This is a genomic window from Kitasatospora purpeofusca (genome assembly GCF_042691725.1).
Lineage (GTDB): Bacteria > Actinomycetota > Actinomycetes > Streptomycetales > Streptomycetaceae > Kitasatospora > Kitasatospora purpeofusca_B.
This window is the reverse complement of sequence record NZ_CP170483.1, coordinates 4,696,255-4,717,226: the sequence shown is the minus strand read 5'-3', so window position 1 is coordinate 4,717,226 and position 20,972 is coordinate 4,696,255. Positions and strand designations below refer to the sequence as shown.

At 72.3% G+C, this 20,972-nt stretch carries 18 protein-coding genes; 2 read left to right on the top strand and 16 right to left on the bottom strand.

Going from position 1 to position 20,972, the window contains the following annotated elements; genetic code table 11:
• Positions 1-7 precede the first annotated feature (7 nt).
• Positions 8-1,267 carry a CynX/NimT family MFS transporter gene (locus tag ACFCLZ_RS19925; protein ID WP_380277821.1) on the top strand — a complete coding sequence of 420 codons (1,260 nt, stop codon included), beginning with the start codon at positions 8-10 and terminating at the stop codon, positions 1,265-1,267.
• 36 nt (positions 1,268-1,303) lie between these two features.
• Here the strand turns inward: ACFCLZ_RS19925 and ACFCLZ_RS19920 are convergent, their stop codons facing one another.
• The 6 genes from ACFCLZ_RS19920 to ACFCLZ_RS19895 all read right to left on the bottom strand — a co-directional run bounded on the left by ACFCLZ_RS19920 (position 1,304) and on the right by ACFCLZ_RS19895 (position 6,185).
• Positions 1,304-2,020: an ABC transporter permease subunit gene (locus ACFCLZ_RS19920; protein WP_380277819.1), complete on the bottom strand. Its 717-nt coding sequence runs from the start codon at positions 2,018-2,020 to the stop codon at positions 1,304-1,306.
• A 59-nt stretch (positions 2,021-2,079) separates the two neighbouring features.
• Positions 2,080-2,997: an ABC transporter ATP-binding protein gene (locus ACFCLZ_RS19915; RefSeq protein ID WP_380277817.1), complete on the bottom strand. Its 918-nt coding sequence runs from the start codon at positions 2,995-2,997 to the stop codon at positions 2,080-2,082.
• A 9-nt stretch (positions 2,998-3,006) separates the two neighbouring features.
• Positions 3,007-3,918: an ABC transporter permease gene (locus ACFCLZ_RS19910; protein WP_380277816.1), complete on the bottom strand. Its 912-nt coding sequence runs from the start codon at positions 3,916-3,918 to the stop codon at positions 3,007-3,009.
• The gene (locus ACFCLZ_RS19905) at positions 3,902-4,894 is read right to left on the bottom strand and encodes an ABC transporter ATP-binding protein (RefSeq protein ID WP_380277814.1); all 993 of its coding nucleotides are present in this window, start codon (positions 4,892-4,894) and stop codon (positions 3,902-3,904) included. Before ACFCLZ_RS19905 ends, ACFCLZ_RS19910 begins: the two co-directional genes overlap by 17 nt.
• Before the next feature lie 156 nt (positions 4,895-5,050).
• The gene (locus tag ACFCLZ_RS19900) at positions 5,051-5,938 is read right to left on the bottom strand and encodes an LLM class flavin-dependent oxidoreductase (protein ID WP_380277812.1); all 888 of its coding nucleotides are present in this window, start codon (positions 5,936-5,938) and stop codon (positions 5,051-5,053) included.
• 58 nt (positions 5,939-5,996) lie between these two features.
• Positions 5,997-6,185 carry a hypothetical protein gene (locus ACFCLZ_RS19895; protein ID WP_380277810.1) on the bottom strand — a complete coding sequence of 63 codons (189 nt, stop codon included), beginning with the start codon at positions 6,183-6,185 and terminating at the stop codon, positions 5,997-5,999.
• Positions 6,186-6,366: 181 nt separating this feature from the next.
• Between ACFCLZ_RS19895 and ACFCLZ_RS19890 the strand changes: the two genes are divergently transcribed.
• Positions 6,367-7,206 (top strand): HAD family hydrolase, encoded by an 840-nt coding sequence (locus tag ACFCLZ_RS19890; RefSeq protein ID WP_380277808.1) that lies wholly within the window; start codon positions 6,367-6,369, stop codon positions 7,204-7,206.
• A gap of 18 nt (positions 7,207-7,224) precedes the next feature.
• Here the strand turns inward: ACFCLZ_RS19890 and ACFCLZ_RS19885 are convergent, their stop codons facing one another.
• The 10 genes from ACFCLZ_RS19885 to ACFCLZ_RS19840 all read right to left on the bottom strand — a co-directional run bounded on the left by ACFCLZ_RS19885 (position 7,225) and on the right by ACFCLZ_RS19840 (position 20,634).
• A complete protein-coding gene (locus ACFCLZ_RS19885; RefSeq protein ID WP_380277806.1) occupies positions 7,225-8,184 on the bottom strand; it encodes a phosphate ABC transporter ATP-binding protein in 960 nt (319 codons plus the stop codon).
• 23 nt (positions 8,185-8,207) lie between these two features.
• The gene (locus tag ACFCLZ_RS19880; protein WP_380277804.1) at positions 8,208-9,152 is read right to left on the bottom strand and encodes a sortase; all 945 of its coding nucleotides are present in this window, start codon (positions 9,150-9,152) and stop codon (positions 8,208-8,210) included.
• Positions 9,149-11,053 carry a phosphate ABC transporter substrate-binding protein PstS gene (locus ACFCLZ_RS19875; protein ID WP_380277802.1) on the bottom strand — a complete coding sequence of 635 codons (1,905 nt, stop codon included), beginning with the start codon at positions 11,051-11,053 and terminating at the stop codon, positions 9,149-9,151. The genes ACFCLZ_RS19880 and ACFCLZ_RS19875 overlap by 4 nt, the downstream gene beginning before the upstream one ends.
• 38 nt (positions 11,054-11,091) lie before the next feature.
• The gene (gene pstA / locus ACFCLZ_RS19870; protein WP_380277800.1) at positions 11,092-12,333 is read right to left on the bottom strand and encodes a phosphate ABC transporter permease PstA; all 1,242 of its coding nucleotides are present in this window, start codon (positions 12,331-12,333) and stop codon (positions 11,092-11,094) included.
• Between the two features lie 95 nt (positions 12,334-12,428).
• Complete coding sequence (pstC, locus tag ACFCLZ_RS19865; protein WP_380277798.1) at positions 12,429-13,448, bottom strand: phosphate ABC transporter permease subunit PstC; 1,020 nt, start codon at positions 13,446-13,448, stop codon at positions 12,429-12,431.
• A 165-nt stretch (positions 13,449-13,613) separates the two neighbouring features.
• A complete protein-coding gene (locus ACFCLZ_RS19860) occupies positions 13,614-16,328 on the bottom strand; it encodes a hypothetical protein (protein ID WP_380277796.1) in 2,715 nt (904 codons plus the stop codon).
• 237 nt (positions 16,329-16,565) lie between these two features.
• On the bottom strand, positions 16,566-17,165 hold the full coding sequence (locus ACFCLZ_RS19855; RefSeq protein WP_380277794.1) for a hypothetical protein: 600 nt from the start codon (positions 17,163-17,165) through the stop codon (positions 16,566-16,568).
• Between the two features lie 119 nt (positions 17,166-17,284).
• A complete protein-coding gene (locus ACFCLZ_RS19850) occupies positions 17,285-18,406 on the bottom strand; it encodes a substrate-binding domain-containing protein (RefSeq protein ID WP_380277792.1) in 1,122 nt (373 codons plus the stop codon).
• Entirely contained in the window at positions 18,384-19,424 is a 1,041-nt protein-coding gene (locus ACFCLZ_RS19845; protein ID WP_380277790.1) for a PstS family phosphate ABC transporter substrate-binding protein, read from the bottom strand. Before ACFCLZ_RS19845 ends, ACFCLZ_RS19850 begins: the two co-directional genes overlap by 23 nt.
• 133 nt (positions 19,425-19,557) lie before the next feature.
• Positions 19,558-20,634 carry a PstS family phosphate ABC transporter substrate-binding protein gene (locus ACFCLZ_RS19840; protein WP_380277788.1) on the bottom strand — a complete coding sequence of 359 codons (1,077 nt, stop codon included), beginning with the start codon at positions 20,632-20,634 and terminating at the stop codon, positions 19,558-19,560.
• Positions 20,635-20,972 lie beyond the last annotated feature (338 nt).

Here is a 20,972-nt window from a genome sequence, read left to right as displayed (position 1 = left end):
ACCACCCATGGCCGTCACCCGTGCCCAGCAGCCGGTTGTCACCACCACCGGCACCGCCCCGCTCCCCGTCCGCAGCCGGCTGGCCCACCCCGCACTGCTGCTGACCGGCATCGTGCTGGTCGCCCTGAACATGCGCGCCTGCCTGGCGGCGGTGTCGCCGATGGTGGCCGAGATCCAGCACACCTTCGGGCTCTCCGCCACCGCGAGCGGGCTGATCACCACCGTGCCGGTGCTCTTCCAGGGCGTCGGCGCCCCGCTCACCCCGCGGCTGACCCGCCGGTTCGGCACCGAGCGGGTGGTGCTGGGCGCGGTGCTGGTGCTCGGCGCGGGCGTGCTGCTGCGGGTGCTGCCCTCGGTGGCGGCGCTGTACGCCGGGTGCGTGGTGATCGGCGTCGCGATCGCCGTGCTGAACGTCTCCATGCCGGGCCTGGTCAAGCGCGAGTTCCCCGGCCGGGCGGCCGCCATGACCGGCGTCTACTCGACCACCATGCTGGTCGGCGCGACGATGGCGGCCGGTCTCTCGGTGCCGCTGGAGCACGCGCTCGGCGGCGGCTGGCAGGCCTCGCTCGGCTCCTGGTCGGTGCTGGCGCTGGTCGCGACGGTGGCCTGGCTGCCCCAGGTGCTGCGGGCGAGGGCCGGCGCCACGGCCGGCACCGCCGCGGGCCCGGCCGCGTCGGCCGCCTCCTCCCGGCCGATCGAGGGCATCTGGCGCTCACCGCTGGCCTGGCAGATCAGCCTGTTCATGGGCATCTCGTCGCTGCTGGTCTACACCCTGGTCGCCTGGATGCCGACCATCCTGGCCGACCACGGCATGGACCGCGGCGAGGCCGGCCTGGTCTTCGCCTTCTCCAACCTGGTGCAGGTGGCCGGCGCCTTCCTGGTGCCGCTGTTCGCCGGCCGGATGACCCGCCAGCGGGCGCTGGCCGTCTCGATGGCCGTGCTCAACGGGCTCGGCATCGCCGTCCTGCTGATCGCCCCGGTGCCCGGCGCCTGGGTGTCGGCCACCATCCTCGGTGTCGCCCAGGGCGGCTCGCTCGGGCTCGGACTCGCCTTCATCGTGCTGCGCACCGACAGCGCCGCCGGCGCCGCCCAGCTGGGCGGCATGTCGCAGGCGGTCGGCTATCTGGTCGCGGCGGCCGGCCCGGTCGGGGCCGGCGCGCTGCACCAGCTGACCGGCGACTGGACCACGCCGCTGGCGCTGATGCTGGCGCTGGCCGCCGTCGTCGCCGCCGCGGGCTGGGGCGCCGGTCGCAACCGGACGCTCTGACCCCGCGGCCGGCGCCCGCCGGGCGCGCCCGGTTCGCTACTCGTCCGAGGCCAGGGTGAGCCCGGCCAGCCGCACCGAGGCCAGCGCGGTTGCCGCCACGGCGACCACCAGCAGCAGCGGCACGGCCGCCCCGAGCGAGACCGCCGAGGTGAGCGAGCCCTCGGCGGCCACCGACTCGGCCACCGCCAGCCCCCACTGCTGGACGCTGAGCGTGCGGGCGCCCGCGACGAAGTTGCCGACCAGCGACTCCCACACCAGCGCGTACGCCAGCCCGGCCACCACCGCGTGCCGGGTCACCACGCCGAGCAGCAGGAACAGCGCGCTGTACGCCGCCCCGGAGACCAGCGCGGCCACCGCGTAGGCGAGCGCCAGGCCCTCCTTCGTCCCGTACAGCAGCAGCCCCGCGAGCAGCATCGGCAGGGCCGCGAAGGCCCAGGTGGTGCCGATCGCGACCGCCAGCTTGGTGGTGATGATCTTCCAGCGCGGCAGCGGCTTGGCCAGCAGGTAGACGATCGAGCCGTCGTCGATCTCGGTGGCGATGGCGCCGGTGCCGACGACCAGGCCGAGGATCGGCAGCAGGGTGCCGAGGCCGAGCTTGCCGAGCACGTTCACGACGAGGTCGTGCTTGTCGCCGCTCGACCCGGCGGCGAACGCCGAGACGGCCAGCAGCAGGGCGGGGACCACCAGCAGCAGCAAGCCGCGGCGGCGCCCGAGCAGGCCGCGCAGCGTCAGCCTGGCGACGGTCGGGTTCATGGTGGGTCGGCCTTCCTGAGGTCCTGGTGGTGGGTGCCGGTCGGTGGACGGTGCGGTCGCTACGCGGAGACGAGGTAGGAGAACACGCTCTCCAGCGACTCGTCCGCCGGGGCCACGGTGTACAGCCGGATGCCGGCCCGCTGGGCGACCTTCGGCAGCAGGGTGGTGAACCCCTGGAAGTTCACCGCCTGGACGCGCAGGGCCCGCTCCTGCTCGTCCAGCTCGATGCCGGACGTCGACCCGTCGGCGATCAGCGCCGCCGCGAGCCGACGGTCGTCGCTGGAGCGGACCAGGTAGCGGTGCGGACGGTCGGTCATCAGCCGGCGGATCTTGCGGAAGTCGCCGGAGGCGGCGTGCCGGCCGGCCACCACGACCTCGATGTGCCGGGCCAGCTGCTCGACCTCCTCCAGGATGTGCGAGGAGAACAGCACCGTCCGGCCGTCCGAGCCGAACTGCCGCAGCAGTTCCATCAGCTGGAGCCGCTGGCGGGGGTCCATGCCGTTGAACGGCTCGTCGAGCAGCAGCACGGCCGGGTCGTGGACCAGCGCCGAGGCCATCTTGACCCGCTGCTTCATGCCCTTGGAGTAGGTGCCGGTCCGCCGCTCCTGGGCGTACTCCATCTCGACCAGGGCGAGCGCCCTGCGGGCGGCGGCGCCGGGGTCGGCCAGGCCGTGCAGTTCGGCGTTGGCGAGGACGAACTCCCAGCCGGTCAGGTAGTCGTACATGGACTCCCGCTCGGGGACCAGCCCGATCTGCCGGTACACCTCCTGGTTGCGCCAGATCGGCGCGCCGTCCAGGGTCACCGCCCCGGTGGACGGCGCCAGGAAGCCGCTCATCATGTGGATGAGGGTCGACTTCCCCGCCCCGTTCGGCCCCAGCAGACCGGTGATGCCGGGGCCGATCGCCATGCTGACGTCGTTGACGGCGACCACGTTCCCGAACCAGCGGGAGACCTTGTCGATGGTGATGGTGGCCATGACGCCCTCTCAAACGTTGCGGTAGCGGCGCAGCAGCAGCCGGTACGAACCGGCCACCATCGCGGCGGCGACGGCGGTGAACACCAGCAGGCCGAGTCCGCCCGGCGCGTGCATCCGCTCGAGGCCGGTACCGAGGTCGAACAGCTCGTTGGTCAGGCTCTCCACCAGCCCGCCCGGCGACAGCAGCACCGCCCACTGCACGGAGTCCGGGAGGTTCTCGCCGGCGGTGAGCGTGGCCGTGCTCGTCTCGAGCCCGACCGCGACCACCGTGGTGCTGACCGCGAGGTAGCCCATGATCGCGGCCACCCCGAAGCCGCGCCGCGGCGTGGTGGCGGCGATCACCACCGCGACCGAGGTCGGCACCAGCGCGTAGAGCACCGCGGCCACCAGGCCGTAGAAGAAGTGCGCGGTCTGGTCGCCGAAGTCCAGCTTGATCAGCAGCGAGCCGGCGTACAGCACCACCAGCGGCGCGATCATCAGCAGCAGCTGGGCGCAGGCCATCGCCCCGAACTTGGCCCGCACGTAGTCGGCGCGGGTGATCGGGCGGGAGAAGTACAGCGGCACGGTGTGGTGGCGCAGGTCCCGGGAGAACAGCACCGGCGCCTGCGAGGCGAGGAAGATCGAGACCACCAGCCCGATCGCGCTCAGGTACTGCGCGTAGTCGACCGGGAGCTTCTCGGACGCGGTCATCACCGCGACCGCCACGATGATCAGGGCCGGCACGGTGGCCGCGCCCAGCACGATCATCGGCAGCACCTTGGACTTGCCGGACCGCCCCAGGCCGTACGCGGCGCGCAGGCTCTGGGTGAACAGCGAGCGCGTGGCGTACGCCCGGCCGAGCCGGGGGCCGGTGTAGCCGCGGTAGCCGATGTCGTGGATGACGCCGGTGTCGGCCGGCCGGAACTCAGAGGGCAGCGACATCTGCGGTACCCCCCTCGTTCTCCGTCGTTCCCGTCGTCCCCGTCGACTCCGCGCCCTGGGTGAACAGTTCGGCGACCCGGTGCCGCCGCTGCTCCAGCCGCACCAGCCCGAGCCCGAGGTCCGCGACCGCGTCCCGGATCGCGTCGTACGTGTCGTCACCCGTCAGCTCGACCAGCAGGATCCGCGCGCCCTCCGCCTCCACCGAGAGCCCCGCCCCCGCCAGCCGCTCGCGCACCGCGGCGCTCGCGTCCAGGGTGTGGTCCTCCGGGTGGTCCGTCACCTCGACGGCCAGCGTGGCCGTGGTGCCGGTGAAGGACGCGGTGGACGAGGAGCGCAGCAGCTTGCCGCCGTCGATGACCACCAGGTGGTCGCAGGTGCGCTCCAGCTCGCCCAGCAGGTGGGTGGTGACCAGCACCGAGATGCCGAAGTCGGTGTACACCCGGCGGATCAGCGCCAGCATGTCGTCCCGGCCCACCGGGTCCAGCCCGTTGGTCGGCTCGTCCAGCAGCACCAGCTTCGGGTCGTGCACCAGCGCCTGCGCCAGCTTCACCCGCTGCTTCATGCCCGTCGAGTAGCCGCCCATCGGACGGTAGCGCTCCTCGTACAGCCCGACGTGCCGCAGCGTGTCGGCCGTCCGCTCGCGCGCCGCGGCGGCCGGCAGCCCGGCCATCCGCGCCATGTGCACCACGAACTCGGTGGCCGAGACGTCCGGCGGCAGGCAGTCGTGCTCCGGCATGTAGCCGACCCGCTCGCGGATCTCCGACCCCTGGGTGGCGATGTCCAGCCCGAGCACCCGCCCGGTCCCGGAGGTCGCCGGGGCCAGCCCCAGCAGGATCTTGATGAGTGTGGACTTGCCCGCCCCGTTCGCCCCCACCAGACCGACCACCCCGGGCTCGACCTCAACGGTCAGCTGATCGAGGGCGGTCACCCGGGGGAACCTCTTGGAGAGGCCGTCCGTCTTGATGACAGTGGACACATGCCTCAACGTAGTGCCCGCCCCCGCACCCGGTCATGGGCTGCGATGACGACCCCGTCTGCTGCTCCGGTATGACGGCGCCACCCCCTTCCCCTAGGGGATCACCGCGCCCGTCCCCGGGGGCGGCGGCCGCGACGCGCCGCCCCCGGGCCGCCGTCAACCCAGCTGGGCCAGGCCCTCGGTGGCGATCCGTTCGAAGACCGCGAGGTCGTTGGCGAAGACCGAGTCCGGCACCGGCCAGTGGACCACCAGCTCGGTGATGCCGAGCTCCCGGTAGGTGCCGGCCCAGTCCACGAAGGCGTCCAGCGAGGCCAGCGGACGCTCCGCCGTCGAGCCCTGGAGCAGCATCTTCTCCAGGGTCGCGACGTCGCGGCCCCGCTCCTCGCAGGCGGCCGTCAGCTTCTCGATCTGCCGGGCGATCACCCCGGGCGCCTGCTCGACCGGCACGTCCGCCGGGCCCTTCGGGTCGCCGTAGGTCACCCAGCCCTGCCCGTACTGCGCCGCCAGCCGCAGGCCGCGCGGTCCGGTCGCGGCCACGTAGAAGGGCACCCGGGGCGTCTGCACGCAGCCGGGGATGTTCCGGGCCCCGACCGCCGCGTAGTAGGTGCCCTCGCGGGTCGTGGCGTCGTGCGTCAGCAGCTCGTCCAGCAGCGGCAGGAACTCCTCGAAGCGGTCCGCCCGCTCCTTCGGCGACCACGCCTCCTGGCCCAGCACCGTCGCGTCGAAGCCGGTACCGCCGACCCCGATGCCCACCGTCAGCCGCCCGCCCGACACGTCGTCGATCGTGAGCAGGTCCTTCGCCAGGGTCACCGGGTGCCGGAAGTTCGGCGAGGTCACCAGCGTGCCCAGGCGCAGCCGCTCGGTGGCCGCGGCGGCGGCCGTCAGGGTCGGGACGGCGCCGAACCACGGCTCGTCGCGGAAGCTCTGCCACGAGAGGTGGTCGTAGGTGTACGCGGCGTGGAAGCCGAGCTCCTCGGCCCGCCGCCAGATCTTCTGCCCCTCGCCCCACCTGTGGATGGGGAGGATCACGGTGCTCAGTCGCATGGCCCCGACCCTACGCGGGTCCCGGGGGGCGGTGCGGTGGACGACGCGCGGGGGGCGGTCAGGGGTGGGGGCGCTGGGCGGGGAGGCGCAGGGGGTGCGCGGGGGTGGTGCGCCGGGCCAGTTCGGCGAGGGTCTCGAAGAGGATGTCGCCGATCAGGACCGGCTCGCGGGACGACGGTGGGGCCTCCTCCTCGGGGAGGGGCGCGGGCTCGATCTCGATCTCGTCTGGGACCTGGCGAGTTCGCATGGCTCTTCCTGCCGACGGGGTGGCCGAGGCAGTCCTGCCCGGTGGGAGGCGGTGGGACACCCCGCAGGCGGGCGGTTCGGCCGGAACTGGCGCAGCGGGGGCCGAAAGGCGCCGCAGTGATCGCTTCGGGGCTGCCGACGGGGTGTGGGGGAGATCCGCGCCGGTGGGCGAAGATGGAGCGGTGACCACACCCCGCACCGCTCCCCCGACCCGGCTGATCGCCACCGATCTGGACGGCACGCTGCTCTGCTCCGGCGGCACCGTCACCGAGCGCACCGCCGCCGCCCTGGCCGCCGCCGAGGCGGCCGGGATCCAGGTGGTGTTCGTGACCGGCCGCCCGCCGCGCTGGATGCAGCAGGTGAGCGCGCACATCGGCGGCCACGGGGTGGCGATCTGCTCGAACGGCGGGGCCGTGGTGGACGTGCGGCGCGGCGCGCTGCTGGAGTCGTTCCCGCTGGCGTCCGAGGACGCGCTCGCGGTGGTGGCGCGGCTGCGGGCCAAGCTGCCGGGCACCGCGTTCGCCTTCGAGTACCCGGCCGGGTTCGCCCGTGAGCCCGGCTACGAGGTGCGGATGTGGGGGCAGGACGAGAACCACCCGGTCGGCCCGGCCGAGCAGCTGCTCGGCCCGGGCGGCCCGGTGAGCGGCCTGTTCAAGCTGCTCGCCAAGCACCCGGACCTGGACCCGGACAAGCTGCTCGCGCAGGCCCGGGAGGCCGCCGGGGAGCTGGCCGAGATCACCCGCTCGGCGCCGATACCGTTGCTGGAGATCAGTGCGCCCGGCGTCACCAAGGCCAGCACGCTGGCCCGTTGGTGCGCCGGGCACGGGATCGACCGGAGCGAGGTGGTGGCCTTCGGCGACATGCCGAACGACCTGGAGATGCTGGCCTGGGCCGGCACCGCCTACGCCGTCGCGAACGCGCATCCGCAGGTGCTGGCGGCGGTGCCGCTGCACACCGTGAGCAACGAGCAGGACGGCGTCGCCGCGGTGCTGGAGGAGATCCTCCGGCACCGCGGCGAGTGAGGGGCGGGACGGGAGCGGTCAGCCGAAGCGGCCGTTGACGTAGTCCGCGGTCCGCTGGTCGTACGGGTTCTGGAACACCTGCTCGGTCGGCCCGGCCTCGACGATCCGGCCGGGGGTGTCGTGGGTGGCCAGGAAGAACGCGCAGCTCTGCGACACGCGCTGGGCCTGCTGCATGTTGTGGGTCACGATCACGATGGTGAGCCGGCCGCGCAGCTCGGCGATGGTCTCCTCGACCCGGCGGGTCGAGGTCGGGTCGAGCGCCGAGCAGGGCTCGTCCATCAGCAGGATGTCCGGCGAGACGGCGAGCGAGCGCGCGATGCACAGACGCTGCTGCTGGCCGCCGGAGAGCGAGCCGCCGGGCGTGTGGAGCCGGCTGGCGACCTCGTCCCAGAGGCCGGCGCGGCGCAGGCTGGTCTCCACCAGGTGCTCGCGCTCGTCCTTGGAGACCTTGATCCCGGCCAGCTTCAGGCCGCTGGAGACGTTGTCCTGGATGGACATCGCCGGGAACGGGTTGGGCCGCTGGAACACCATGCCGATCCGGCGGCGCACGTCGGCGGGACGCCGGCCCGGCCGGTAGACGTCGTCGCCGTCCAGCAGCACCTCGCCGGAGAGCGCGGCGCCGCGGATCATCTCGTGCATCCGGTTGAGGATCCGCAGGTAGGTGGACTTGCCGCAGCCGGACGGGCCGATCAGGGCGGTCACCTCCCCGGCGGGCATGGCGAGCGAGACCCGCTCCAGCACCTTGCGGGAGCCGAACCAGGCGGAGACGTCGCGGGTCTCCAGCCCGGCCAGGACCGCCTCCTGGTCGTAGTCCTCGTAGTGCGCGTCCTGCGGGTACAGCAGGTGCTCCCCGCCGTGCTCGGCGTGGTCGGCGTGGCCGACGTGCCCGTCGTGGTCGACGGCCGGCAGGGTCATCGTGGTCTCGTCGGCCCCCGGGGCCTGGTCGGGCGGCAGGTCGGTCATCGGTGCATCCGTCATCGGTACGGTCCTCCGGGCGCGCTTCAGTAGAGGTTGGGCAGCAGGGCGGCGGCGTTCTCGTAGACCGCCCAGAGCAGCGCGCCGATCACCGGCGCGAGGCTGAGGTAGGCGGCCGAGCGGTGCCAGTACCGGGCCAGCACGACGGCGGCGGCCACCGCGCCGAGCAGGCCCAGCGACCACAGCTGCAGCGTGGCCAGCGCGCCCTTGTCGGCGGCCAGCGCCTTGTCGTACGGCACGGTGGCGGGGCGGCCGCCCGGGTTGACCGCCGGGTCGTCGTCCAGCCGGGCGCCGATCAGCACCGTCGAGCTCGGGATCCAGTTGGAGTCGCTGGTCACCAGCACCAGCCGGTTGCGGACCGGGTCGACGATCGGGTGGTCCTCGTCGCCGTACACGTTGACGGTGTAGGTGAACTTGCCCTGCCCGGTGGTGGCCTCGATCTTGTCGCCGACCCGCAGCTTGCTGAGTTCGCCGAACGGCGCCCCGAAGGTCGCCCCGCGGCCGAACAGCACCGTCACGCCGGCCTGCCCGGGCAGCGCGGTGTCCCGGCGGTGGCCGGGACCGCGCATGAGGTCCCGGCCGGTGGTGCCCTCCACCACGACCGCCTGGTGCAGCCCGATCGCCGGGATGTCCAGCAGGGCGACGGGCGCGCCGTCCGGCGCCTTGCCGGTCGGCGCGGTCGCCTTGCCGAGCTGGTCGCGGAAGGACTTGTAGGCGGTGGACTGGAAGTGCTTCTGCTGCACGTGCGAGAGGGTGAACAGGTAGCCGACGAAGCCCAGGGTGAGCGCCGCCAGCAGGCTCGCCGCCCAGGCCCCCTGCAGGAACCGGACCCGCTTGGCCGTCCGGCCGGAGCCGCCGGCGCCGGACCCGGCCGCAGCGGCCTGCGGCGCGGGCGCGGGCGGGGTCGCGTCCGCCGGGGCCGGCGCGGGCTGCGCCGGACCGACGGGCTTCTCCAGGGCGGGGGCCGTCATGACCGGCCGCCCGTCTGCGAACGGCGGCGCAGCAGACGGCGGCCGAGCAGCGGCGGGACGAGGACGACGGCGAGCAGCTCGACGGCGGTGAGGACGCTCAGCGTCCAGTCCTCGGGCCGGCCACCGACGTTCACCACGTCGGCGGCGACCTCGGTGGCGCCGCCGGAGCCGCGGCCGCGGGCGACCACCTGGCCGGTCTGCGGGTCGACGACCTCCTCGGCCGCACCGTCCGCGCCCGTGCCGTCGGCGGCGACCGCGTTGGGGTCGGCGGCGGGCGCGTTCGGGTCGGCGGCGCCGGCACCGCCGGTGCCACCCGCACCGCCCGTTCCGCTGCCGCCGGTGCCCCCGGTGCCGCCCGCACCGGGCGTCTGGCCGGTCTTGCCGCTACCGGCCTTGCTGCCGGTGGCACCGCCCGAGCCGGAAGCCGCGCCGCCGGAGCCGCCCGTACCGCCGCCGGTGGCACCACCGGTGGTGCCCGCACCGCCGGTGGCACCGCCGGAGGTGCCCGCACCGCCGCCGGAGGCGCTGCCGGAGCTCACGGGCTTGCCGCTGCCGTCGATCTTGCAGTCCAGCGGCTGGCCCTTGGCGTCACAGGCACTGGGCTGCGGGGCGTTCTTGAGGAGGGTCAGCTCACCGGCGGAGTTGAAGGTCGGGTTGCCGCAGTTGGCGAGGGTGTTGGGGTCGACCGGGCTGGCGTTGCCGGGGATGTGCTGGGCCTGGAGCAGACCGCCGCGGACGAGGTTGCGCGGGATCGGCGAGTAGCCCAGCTCGTCCGCCTCGCCCTGCCCCTGGCAGAGCACGTAGGAGAGGAACTTGCTCAGCGCGGCGCCCTTGTCGTTGCTGAACCGGGGGAGCGCCTTGAGCGAGTTGGCGCGCGGCACGATCAGGTAGCTGTAGCTGGAGAGCGGGTACGAGCGCGGGTCCGCGTTGCTGTAGACGCCGTCCAGGTTCTGCTGGAGGTAGTTCGGGTCGTCCTGCGGGGTGTTGTCGTCGACGCCGCGGATCTGGGCGGCGGTGAGCGCGACGGCCACGTTGGACGCGGTCGGCAGGGTGTAGTACCCGGCCGGGTTGAGGACCTTCACGACCGGGATGTCACTGCGCTTGGCGAAGGCGTACTCGTCGTAGCCGATGGTGCCCTCGCCGGAGCTGGCCTTGATGTAGCCGGCGACGACGTCGGAGCCGCTCTGCGCCGTCATGCGGCCGGACTTCGGGTAGAACTCGGTGTACTCGCCGCAGGGGACGCCGTTGACGGACTTGCAGTACGCGTCCCACTGGTCGGGGAAGGAGCGGCCCATCCAGCGGGTGAACTGGGCGGTGGCGCCGGAGCCGTCGGAGCGGACCACCGGGGTGATCGGCAGGCTCGGCAGCGTCTTGCCGTAGTCGGCGGTGATCTTCGGGTCGCTCCAGTTGGTGATCTTGTTGGTGAAGATGTCCATGAGGGTCTGCGAGGAGAGCCGCAGGTCGCGGACCTGCTTGCCGCCGACCGTCAGGTGGTACATCAGCGCGGTGCCGCCGGCGGTGATCGGCACGTAGGAGTAGCCGTACATCGCGTTCTCGATGCCGCCGTCGCCCTTCTGGCGGACATCGGCGCTGGCACCGGTGTCCTCCTTGCTGCGGAACGGCACGTCGGAGGCGCTGAAGTCGTTGCGGCCGACGGTCCACTCGGTACGGCCGCGGGCGGAGCCCACCGCGTTGAAGTCGATCTGGATGCCCTGCGGACCGACGTCCTGGCGCCACTGGTCGATCGCCGGGAAGGCCCAGCTGGAGCCGCTCGCGGTGAGCGCGACGGCGGCGTGCGCCGGGACGGCCTGCCCCAGGAGCAGCGAACCGGCCGCGAGCAGGGTGGACATCAGCACGCCCAACGGACGTGCCAGGGGGCGGCGTTCGGCCTCCCGCGACATGGGAACTCCTCTGGTGCGGAGGGTGGTGGGTCGGAACATCAGTGCTCCCCGGTGGCGACGGCCGGGTGGCCGGTCGGTGCCTCGGGCGCCGCCGCCGCGCGGGCCGCGGCGCGCGCGGCGCGCTCCAGCTTGCGCTTCTGGCGCCGGCTCATCTCCCCGGCGGCGCGGCCGCCGAGGACGCGAGCGGTGACGAACAGGATGAGCACCACCGCCATCAGGGTCAGGGCGGCGGCGAAGGCGCGGGCGATCATCGCGTCGTACGGGAGCTTGACGTAGCTCCAGATGTACAGCGGCAGCGAGATCTGCTGGCCCTCGAAGGGGTTGCCGTTGAGCCGGGAGGTGAAGCCGGCGGTCAGCAGGACGGGCGAGGTCTCGCCGACGGCGCGCGCCATGCCGAGCACCACCGCCGTCATCAGACCGCGGCGGGCGGTCGGCAGGACGACGTTCCACACCGTCCGCCACTGGCTGCCACCGAGCGCGTACGAGGCCTCCCGCAGGGTGCCCGGGACGAGGCGGATGACCACCTCGGCGGCCCGGGTGACGATCGGCATCATCATCACGGTCAGCGCCAGCGAGGCGGCGAAGCCGCTCTTGTCGAAGCCGAGGGTGAGGATGACGACGCCGAAGACGAACAGGCCGGCGACGATCGACGGCAGCGCCGTCATCGCCTCGACCAGGGTGCGCACCGGGCGGGCCATCCGGCCGCCGATCTCGGACATGAAGACGGCGGCCGCGATGCCCAGCGGCACGGCGAACAGCGTGGCCAGGCCCAGCTGTTCGAGCGAGCCGATGATGGCGTGGAACGCGCCGCCGGAGGTGATCGGCGACAGCGAGGCGGTCCTCTCCATCGACTCGGTGAAGAAGTTGGAGTGCTGGGCCGCGTCGTAGCCACGCGAGGCGACGTAGCCGATCTGGTCGGCGATCAGGCCGACCACCAGCAGGCCGGAGGTCCAGGCGACCACGGACACCAGGCGCTCGCGGACCATCGGCCCGCCCCACTGGAGCCGGCCGAGCAGGTAGTAGCCGGTCAGAAAGAGCGCGTACCAGCAGATCATGAAGCCCAGCGCGCCGCTGAACGGCAGCACGCGCTCGAACAGGACCCAGACCAGGCCGAGCGATCCGGCGAAGGTGCCGACGATGGTGAAGACGTCCTCGCGGGTCACCCCGCCGATCTTCAACTTCCGCTCCGGGCCCTGGGATTCCGGCGGCGGCACGGTCGCTCGCGCCGGGGCCGACCCGGGCGCGAGCGCCTCGGCCGGCGGCTTGTCGAGGGTGGTCATCGGGGCGTCCCTTCGCAGCGGATCGTGAGCGGTCGGCGGGCCGGGCGGGCGGTGACCCGGGCGGCCGGGCGGCGGGTTCGCAAAGCGGCCACGGCTCAGTCCGCCGTCGCCGCGCCGGAACGGGAGCGGCTGATCACGAAGCTCGCGGCCACGTTGACCAGCAGCGTGATCCCGAAGAGCACCAGGCCGGCCGCCATCAGCGCGGACAGCGACAGCGCGTCCGACTCGCCGAACCGCAGCGCGATCAGCGCCGAGATCGAGTTGGCGCCGTTCTCCAGCACGTGGCTCATGACGTCGAAGCTCGGCGAGATGATCAGCGCGACGGCGATGGTCTCGCCCATCGCACGACCGAAGCCGAGCATGACCGCGCCGATCACGCCGCCCTTGCCGAAGGGCAGGACGACCGTGCGCACCATCCCCCACCGGGTCGAGCCCAGCGCGTACGCGCCCTCGCGCTCGCCCTGCGGCGCCTGGGAGAAGACCTCGCGGCTCAGCGAGATGATGATCGGAATGATCATCAGCGAGACGACCACGCCGGCGATGAAGGTCGACGAGGTGTACGAGGTGCCGATGTCACCGGTGCGCACCTTCAGGAAGGGGATCGCGTCGCCCAGGTGGTTCGACATCCAGCGGACGGTGCCGATGATCCGGGGCTGGAGGAAGAACAGGCCCCAGAGGCCGTAGACGATGCTGGGGATCGCCGCCATCAGGTCGACCAGCGAGATCAGCGTCGCGCGCAGCCTCACCGGCGCGTACTCGGAGATGAAAATCGCCGCGGTGATCGCCACCGGGACGGCGATGACCAGCGCGATCACCGCGATCAGGATGCCGTTCGGCAGCACCGAGGCGATGCCGAAGTTGTGCGCCTGGGTCTGCCACTTCTTCTCGGTGAAGAAGTCGAAGCCGACCGCGCGCAGCGCCTGGGCGCCGCGCAGGATCAGGAAGAACGCGATGAGCCCCATGATCGCGAAGACCGAGAGGCCGGCCGCCCGCAGCAGGCCGCGGAACACCCGGTCACCGGGGGTGGCAGGGGCGGTGATGGTGCGGGGTACGTCGGGATCGGGCTGGCGTGGAGCCTCGGCATAGGGTGCCGCGGGCTCGGCGGCGGCTGTCATGGTCTGCTCTCCGGCGCGCTCGGTGAAAAGTGTTCGGTACAGGGATCGGTGGACGAACACCGCCGCCCCGGCGCGAGACGCCGGAACAGGGGTACCCGCCCCCGGGAAGGGGACTCGGCGGGGCCGGAACGGCGGCCCCGCCGAGTCACTGGCGGTCGGGCGTGGTCAGGGGCGGCGGCGGATCCGCGCCCACAGGGACCGGGTGGCGGCGGTCGCCCGCGCACCGGCCGGGGTCCCGCCCAGGACGAGCGCGGCCGGGCCGCCGACCAGCAGCAGCAGACCGGCGATCAGCGCGATCGGCAGCAGCAGCCGCGCCCCGCCGGAGCGGTCGGCCAGCGGCGAGCCCGCGGCCACCGGGGCAGCCGCGAGCGGGCCGGCACTCTGACCGGGGGTCGCGCCCGGCTTGGCGGCGGGCTGCGTCGCCCCGCCGGCCGCCGGGGCGGTGCCGCCGGCGCCGCCCGTGGTGGCGCTGTCGGAACCGAGGCCGGACGAGCCGCTCCCGCCGGAGGAACCGGTGCCGCCGGACGAGCCGGTGCCACCGTCGCTCCCGGACGTGGAGTCGCCCCCGGTGGAACCGGTGGTGCCGGAACCCGACGTACCGCCGGTCGTGCCGGTGCCGCCCCCGGTCGTACCCGAGTCGCCCCCGGAGCCGCCGGTGGTGCCGGAGCCGTTCTCGCCCTCGGTCGGCGTCCCGGGCTCGGTGGGCTTGGGGGCCGGCTGCTGGTTGCCGGGCAGCTTGCCGTCCTGCGCCTGCAGATGGGCCAGGGCCTCCTGGGCCTGCGCCTTCTGCTCCTTGGTGAGCGCGAGGAAGCCCTCGGGCAGCCGGCCGGGCTCGATGCCGTACAGCTGACCGGTGCCGGTGACCGTGCTCAGGAAACGGCTCACGTCGGCGGTCTTCGTCTCCGACAGGTTGGCGGTCGGCACCATCGCGTACTGCACGACGGTGAGCGGGTACGGCCGCTGGTCGAGGGAGTAGAGGGTGTTCGGCTGTCCGTAGGGCAGCAGCTGGGTACCGGTCACCGGGTCGACCGGCATGTCCCCCACCGCGGCCTGGAAGGTGTTGAGCGCGGGCGGCACGAAGGCTCCGGCCGCGTTCTGCAGCGAGGCCTCGGGCAGCTGGTAGGCCTTGGCCTGGCCGCTGTCGAGGATCGCGAAGCTGAAGCGGGTACCGGGCGCCCGCGAGGCCATCCTCGGATAGGTGCCGTTCACGTCGGTCCGGCTCCGCGCGGTCGACTGGCCCTCCTGGATGTACCGGAGCACCTCATTGAGGCCGGTCTGCAGCGGGTTCCACTCGAACCGCTTCCAGAACTTGACGTCCTCGGGCTGCGGGTTCGTGTCCCCCGGGGGCCGGATCAGGCCGCTCTCGTCCTCGCGGATGAGCTGGTCGGTCGGGTAGAGCCCCGGCCGCAGGTAGCCGAGGCTGATCCGGGTGCCCCACGGGTCGCGCTCGCCCTCCAGGAAGCGCGCCGCGTCGGGATCGCCGGCGATCCACGAGGTCAACTGGTAGGTGAGGTCGGTCGAGGTGCCCAGCACCACCGGGCTGGGACCGTCCGGACCGGTGTCACAGCTCGGCCAGCTCAGCCCGCTGCTCTCCGGCAGCGTGTTGAGCTGCAGGAACTCCCTGTCCTCGAAGATGCAGGCGGGGTTCCCCTCGACCGTCGGCGTCCTCGCGCCCCAGGCCTGGTACGTCTGGGTCAGCATCTTGGCGACAAGCCGCGGGTTCAGCCGCATGTCCCGGATCTGCCGGCCGGTCACCGGGTCGTCCACCCAGAAGGCGATCGAGATCCCGGTCGTGGCGAGCGGCGCGTACACGTACGGCCGGGTGGGGGTCGCCCGGTCCGGCAGAGCCGTGAGGCCGACATCGATGCGGGAGCCACCGAGGAACGACTTGCGGGCCGCCGGCTCGCCGCCGGCCGAGGTGTACTGCACCGTCAGCGGCGTCTTGTCCCCGCAGAGTCCGACGATCCACTGCTGCATGGCCCGGTTGAGCATCTCCAGGCCCGTGGCGATCACGTTCGGGTTCGCGCTCCCGCACTCCTTGGGCGTGGCGGCGAAGGTGATCGGGACGACGGTCCGGTTCTCCCAGGCGCACATCTCACCGGACCGGGTACCCTTCCGCCGGTTGACGTGACCGTTCGGCCAGGAGTCCGTCGCCGAGAGATTGATGTCGAAGTCGTCGAAGTCGTACAGGTGCCTCGAACAGTCGGGCTTCCCGCCGTACTTGTTGAACGGGTCGTCCGTGTCACCGCCGTAGTTCGGCTCGACCACGATGGAGCAGGGGTTCGTAGCGTCGCAGCCCAGGTGCGGGCTCAAGCGGCTCGACCAGACCTCCAGGCTGACGCGGCCCGAGCCGTCCGCCCCGGTCACGCCGAGCCGCATGTTCGACGGGAAGTCCGGCACGGTCGTCCCCGGCTCAGGCGGGGGATTCTCGAAGCCCTTGGCCGGATCCGCCTCGAACAGGCTGCTTCCGTAGCAGTCCGTGACCTTCGGGTCCTTACCGCGGCACTGGTAGACCCGCACGGGGTAGAGCACGTCGCTGCCGCCCTGCGTCGCGGAGGTCGCGGGGGCGCTGTGGTCGTACTTGTTCACGCTCGGAGTGAACCCGGTCCAGGAGACCTCGATCACCTGGTCCTGCAGGTTGTCGGCCTGCGAGACGGTGACGGTTCCCTCGGGCCCGTAGGTCCCTCCGCCCTGGAAGTCCGGAATCCAGACCGGCCTCGCCGTCACCGACTTCGCCGAGGCCGCGTGCGCCTCGGTCACGGTGCCGAGCCCGACCGGCACCGTCACCACCGCGCCCACCACAGCCAGGACGAGGGCCAGCGGAGGTAGTCGCCGGCGCCACCGCTCTCGTTCTCTCGGATCGGGTACGCGGAATCTCATGGCGGGCACCTCCGGGATGTGCGAGCCGCCGGGGGCGGCACGAGGGAATGGTCGCGCTCAGGCTGACGGCTCCGGTTGCCTACTATTCGGCCAGCCCGACATGGCCGAATCCGGTCGCCAGGGTGTACGAGAACACAACGCGACGACTCCGTAGCGGAGTTGGGAACTCCGCATGCGAGCGGACCCGCGCCGTGGCGCGGGTCCGTCGTGATACCCGAAGTGCTATCTGACCAATAATCAGCTGCCCTGGTTGAACTTCAGGGAGAACGAGCCGACCGACTGGCCGCCCTTGAAGAAGTCGGTCTTCAGCTTGGTGTCCAGGTAGGTCGCGGCGGCCGCGTCCAGCTGGAGGTCCGAGGAGGCGAGGGTCGAGTTGGCGCTGGTGCCGCCGAGCTGGAGACGGCCCTTCGGGTCCAGCAGCTTCACCGCGTCGGTGGAGCCCACCGGAACGCCCGTCAGCGACCACAGGTTGACGTTGAAGTGGAGCTGGTTGAAGGTGACGCTCTTGCCCGTGAAGATGTTGACGAAGAGCAGGCCACCGCCGAGCTCGATGTCACCGTAGAAGTTGAGCAGGTCGGCGCTGCCACCGGTCACCTGGAAGGTGGTGTTGATGCCGGTGGTGCTGTCGTACGAGGGGGTGGCGGACGGCAGCGGGATGACGATGATGCCGTTGAGCGCCTGGTCCTTCAGGAAGGTGGTGCTGGAGTTGACCACCGCGCTGCCGGTGGACGGCGTGCTCGCCGGGTCCGTGTCGGCGACGGCCACACCGCTCATACCGGTGGCGGCGAGGACGACGGCGGTACCAGTGGCGGCGAGGCGGGCGCGGGTACGGGACATGCTGTGCTCCTTGGGAGAGGTGTGTGCTGGGTGGTGCAGGCGACCCGAGAAGGCCGCCCCTACGGCCGTCCGCCCCGCACTGCCCGGCGGGTGACGGCGGCCGAAGCTTTCGGTCGGGATCAGCCGACGGGGTTGATGGCGCTCCCGCAGCCCGGCGTCGGCGTGAAACCGTGGCTCTTGACCGTCGCCCTGGCAACCGGGTCCGTGCAGAGCCATCCATCCATGGCGAAGACGGCTCGCAGCGCGGCGCCCCGAGCGTCGGCGGCCCGCCACTGTTCGTCGCGCACGACGTTGGAAACGCGGAACTCGTAGGGCGAGTTCAGGAAGCCCGCACCAATGGCCTTCTCGACCACGTCCACCGGCTGCTTCCCACCGATGCTCCGGACGGTCAGCGGCCCCGGGGCGTCAGCGCCCGACGTGTGGCCGAAGTACGTCTGGGAGATGTAGCGGCTCAAGGCGTACGGGACGACGGCGTCGTCGTTGTTCAGGAGCGGATCGGTGCCCGCGTTCTCCGTGTCGACGGTGCCGACGCAGGCACCGGGGGGGATTGCGACCGCGCCGCCGATGGCCTTCAGGAAGCGTTCGCCGGTGTCGGACAGGTGATTGCCCCACCGAGGCAGGAACGGCTTGATCGTCGCGTCCGGCAGCGTCGGGTCGATCTGCCGCCAGTTCGTCTTGTAACAGGTGTAGATGTCCTTCAGCTGCGCCGTGGTCAGGTCCGCCGGCGCGTGGCCCCCCGCCTTCGCCGCCCAGGAGACCGCGTCCTTCGCGAAGGTGACGAAGGTGTCGGTGTTCCGGTCCGAGCCGTTGGCCGCAGGCCGCGCGGAGCGGGCGAAGTCCAACTCGGTGGTGGTGTTCTCCAGAGCGAGGATGCCGGCGTTCGAACCGATCGACCGGGGGAGAGCACCGGCTCCGGCCTTCGGCACGATCGACGGACCGCCCTTCGTGTCCCAGCTGTAGAGGCGGGGCGAGGTGCTGTCCCCGGAGGCCGCCAGGAAGGCGTTGTAGTCCGTGGACAACCGGTTGAACAGCGGTGCCGTGATATCGGCCCCCAACCCGACGATGTCCTCGGCCCTCGGGGGCACGACCGGGTCGGCAGCGGCCAGGCCTCCCACCATGACGAAGGAGGTGGCGAGGGCGGTGCTCGCCGTGAGCCGGGCAAAAGCCTTGCGCATGCTGGGGGGTCCTTCAGTGTCGGTGAGGGTCTCGGCCGTCGGCTCAGCTGGTGCTGCCGCAGGCACCGACCGGAAGCGGCAGGAAGCCGTGGCTCTTGAGGTCGGCGCGGGCCGTCGCGCTGGTGCAGATGAAGCCGGAGGTGCCGAAGATGTTCCGCAGCGCCGTCCCGTGCACGTCCGTCGCCGTCCAGTCGGCGCCCCGGACCAGGTCGTGGAGCACCCGGCCGTAGGCGCTCGCGGCGAACGGGGCGTTGATGCTCTGGGTCGCGGCGTTCACCGCCGCGACGCCGTTGATGCTGCGGACGGTCAGCGTCCCGGGCGCGTCGGAGCCGGTGCTGCGGCCGAAGAAGGCCTGGCCGACGTAGTGGCCCACCGAGTACGGGACCAGTGCGTCGGCGTCGTTCAGGACCGGGTCGGTGCCCTGGTTGTCCTCGACGCCGCTGGTCACGCACGCACCCGGGATGATCGGCGTACCGCCTCCGAGGGCCTTCAGGAAGAAGTCACGCAGGCCGGAGCCGGGCTGCGGGAGGAACGGCTTGATCGTCGCGTTCGGCAGCGTCGGGTCGAGCTGCTGCCAGTTCGTCCTGACGCAGGTGTAGACGTCCTTCAGCTGCGCCGTGGACAGGTTCGCCGGCGCGTGGCCCCCGAGCTTCGCGGCCCAGGAGACCGCGTCCTTGGCGAGCGCCACGAAGGTGTCGGACGCGGGGTCGGTGGGCAGCCGGCCCCGGTCCATGCGGACGAAGTCCACCTGGCTCGGGACGGCGTGCAGGGCGACCAGGCCGGTACCGCTCCCGGTCGGCCGGGCGGCGGGGCCGCTCCCGGCCTTCAGCACGATCGGCGAGGGGCCGATCGCGTCGAAGCTGTACAGCCGCGGCGAGGTCGTGTCACCCGCCGCGGTCAGGGCGGCGTCGTAGTCCGTGGACAACTGGTTGAACAGCGGCGCGGTGGTCTGTGAGCCGACGCCGACGATGTCGCCGGGGTTCGGCACGACGGGCGGGTCGGCGAGTGCGGCACCACCGGTCAGACCGACCAGCGAGGCGGCGAACGCGGCGACGGCGAGCGGCTTGCCCATGGTCTTTCGCATCGTTTCTCCTGGTCCCTGTGCGGCGGTGACGGTGTGTCGGCGAGGGCTCCCGGTGGATCACCGGGCCGGCGGCCACGGGCACGAGGCCCGCGGCCGCCGGTTGTCACGGGTGGAGCAGATGGGGCGGGGTGGATCAGACCGGCGAGATCTCGGTGCCGCAGGCGCTGCCCAGGGAGCCGAAGCCGTAGTTCGTCAGGATGGCCGCACCCGCGGTGCCGCAGATGTAGCCGCCGGTGCCGTCGGGGTTGGCGGTGCCGAAGATCTTCCGCAGGGCGACACCGTGGGCGTCGGTGGCGGTCCACTCCGAGCTGCGGACCACGTTGTAGACGTTGCGGCCGTACGGGGTGGACGAGAAGCTGGGGTTGATGACGGCCGGCGGGCCGACGTTGACCGGGGCGATGCCGTTGACGTTGCGGATGGTGACCGGGCCCGCAGCGTCGTTGGTGCTGGTGTGGCCGTAGTAGACCTGGCCGATGTAGTGGGCGACGGAGTAGGGGACGACCGCGTTGTTGTCGTTCAGGGCCGCCTCGGTGCCCGTGTTCTCCTGGAGACCGGAGACGACGCAGGCGCCCGGGGTGACGGCGGTGGCGCCGCCGATGGCCTTCAGGAAGAAGGCACGGGTGCCGGAGGCGGTCTGCGGCAGGTACGGCTTGATGGTGGCGTTCGGCAGGGCCGGGTTGATCTGCTGCCAGTTGGTCTTGGCGCAGGTGTAGATGTCCTTGAGGTTCGCGGTGGTCAGGTTGGCCGGGGCGTTGCCGCCCGCCTTGGCCGCCCAGGAGACCGCGTCCCGCGCGAAGGCGATGAAGACGTCGCTGGTGAGGTCGGTGCCGTTGGCCGGGCCACGCGAGGAGCGGGCGAAGTCGACCTGGGTGCTGGTGCGGGTCTCCAGGGACTTGATGCCGGCGCCGGAGCCGTTCGGACGGTCGAACGGGCTGGTGCCGGCCTTGCTGGTGATCTGGGCCGAGCCGGTGGCGTCGAAGCTGTACAGACGCGGCGAGGTGGTGTCGCCCGCGGCGGCCAGGGCGGCGTTGTAGCCACCCGACAGGCCGTTCAGGACCTCCTGGGTGGTGTCGGAGCCGACACCCACGATGTCCTGGGCGATCGGGGTGACACCGGCGGCCGGGTCGGCGACGGCGGTGCCGGCGGCGACGGTGGCGACCGAGGTCGCGATCGCGGCGGCGGCGAGCAGCTTGGCAGCGGTCTTGCGCATGTTCCTCTTCCTCCGGTGGGAGAGATGTACATCGCTTGTCCCGGGTACTGCTGGTCAGTCCCGGGGCCGGCGGCCACGTCCGCGGTGGCCGTTTCGGCAGTGCCGATCCTGTCGGTCGGCGCGGTTCCGTCGGAAGGGCGGACCATCGCCGCGGGCGATTGTCGATTTCTCGGTTCGGAGAGGTTTAGCAACAGGTCAGCCCGGCCGCAGAGGGGTGGAAATCCGCAGGTCAGAGGCCGGTGACGTTCTTCTCCAGGTGGCGGCTCGGGGGGTTGCCGGATACCTGTGCTTCACCGGAAGAGGGGGAAACGGGGGCGCCGCACCGAGGGGCCAACGCG

What these genes read in the sequence shown, in the direction of transcription:
- ACFCLZ_RS19860 (WP_380277796.1), bottom strand. Translation starts at nt 16,328, where the DNA reads ATGAGATTCCGCGTACCCGATCCGAGAGAACGAGAGCGGTGGCGCCGG.
- ACFCLZ_RS19875 (WP_380277802.1), bottom strand. Translation starts at nt 11,053, where the DNA reads ATGTCGCGGGAGGCCGAACGCCGCCCCCTGGCACGTCCGTTGGGCGTG.
- ACFCLZ_RS19855 (WP_380277794.1), bottom strand. Translation starts at nt 17,165, where the DNA reads ATGTCCCGTACCCGCGCCCGCCTCGCCGCCACTGGTACCGCCGTCGTC.
- ACFCLZ_RS19910 (WP_380277816.1), bottom strand. Translation starts at nt 3,918, where the DNA reads ATGTCGCTGCCCTCTGAGTTCCGGCCGGCCGACACCGGCGTCATCCAC.
- ACFCLZ_RS19900 (WP_380277812.1), bottom strand. Translation starts at nt 5,938, where the DNA reads ATGCGACTGAGCACCGTGATCCTCCCCATCCACAGGTGGGGCGAGGGG.
- pstA (WP_380277800.1), bottom strand. Translation starts at nt 12,333, where the DNA reads ATGACCACCCTCGACAAGCCGCCGGCCGAGGCGCTCGCGCCCGGGTCG.
- ACFCLZ_RS19880 (WP_380277804.1), bottom strand. Translation starts at nt 9,152, where the DNA reads ATGACGGCCCCCGCCCTGGAGAAGCCCGTCGGTCCGGCGCAGCCCGCG.
- ACFCLZ_RS19915 (WP_380277817.1), bottom strand. Translation starts at nt 2,997, where the DNA reads ATGGCCACCATCACCATCGACAAGGTCTCCCGCTGGTTCGGGAACGTG.
- ACFCLZ_RS19895 (WP_380277810.1), bottom strand. Translation starts at nt 6,185, where the DNA reads ATGCGAACTCGCCAGGTCCCAGACGAGATCGAGATCGAGCCCGCGCCC.
- ACFCLZ_RS19840 (WP_380277788.1), bottom strand. Translation starts at nt 20,634, where the DNA reads ATGCGCAAGACCGCTGCCAAGCTGCTCGCCGCCGCCGCGATCGCGACC.
- ACFCLZ_RS19885 (WP_380277806.1), bottom strand. Translation starts at nt 8,184, where the DNA reads ATGACGGATGCACCGATGACCGACCTGCCGCCCGACCAGGCCCCGGGG.
- ACFCLZ_RS19920 (WP_380277819.1), bottom strand. Translation starts at nt 2,020, where the DNA reads ATGAACCCGACCGTCGCCAGGCTGACGCTGCGCGGCCTGCTCGGGCGC.
- ACFCLZ_RS19845 (WP_380277790.1), bottom strand. Translation starts at nt 19,424, where the DNA reads ATGCGAAAGACCATGGGCAAGCCGCTCGCCGTCGCCGCGTTCGCCGCC.
- ACFCLZ_RS19925 (WP_380277821.1), top strand. Translation starts at nt 8, where the DNA reads ATGGCCGTCACCCGTGCCCAGCAGCCGGTTGTCACCACCACCGGCACC.
- pstC (WP_380277798.1), bottom strand. Translation starts at nt 13,448, where the DNA reads ATGACAGCCGCCGCCGAGCCCGCGGCACCCTATGCCGAGGCTCCACGC.